Here is a 395-nt window from a genome sequence, read left to right on the forward strand (position 1 = left end):
GGTACTCGCCTTCGTAGACGGTGTTGGCGCGGAACATCGGGTAGACGAAGTCGCGGACGAATTCTTCGCGCAGGTCGTCGATGTAGATTTCCTTGACGCCCATCGCGCGGGCCTTGGCGCGAGCCGGTTCGACTTCCTCGCCCTGGCCGAGGTCGGCGGTGAAGGTCACCACTTCACAGTTATAGGTATCTTGCAACCACTTCAGAATTACCGAGGTATCCAGGCCGCCGGAATACGCCAGGACTACCTTCTTCACATCCGCCATGCCATCACTCCACGGGGGTCGTCACGAAAAGCGACAATTCTACGCAGGGCATTCGGGAAATTACAGAGGGGCGACAGCTTTAGACGCAAAAGCGACAGATTCTATCGTTTGCGCGACTCAAACCGTGGGT

The 395-nt window shown here is 57.2% G+C and carries 1 protein-coding gene; it reads right to left on the bottom strand.

Annotation, left to right across the window (positions count from 1 at the left end):
• The coding region (locus G5A07_RS21175) for an argininosuccinate synthase domain-containing protein (protein WP_191863967.1) at window positions 1–265 on the bottom strand (265 nt) is incomplete at its 3' end.
• Between the last annotated feature and the right edge of the window lie 130 nt (window positions 266–395).

Origin of the sequence: Stenotrophomonas sp. AS012628 (assembly GCF_010608305.1) — a bacterium.
In the GTDB taxonomy this organism is placed as follows: Bacteria; Pseudomonadota; Gammaproteobacteria; order Xanthomonadales; family Xanthomonadaceae; genus Stenotrophomonas; species Stenotrophomonas geniculata.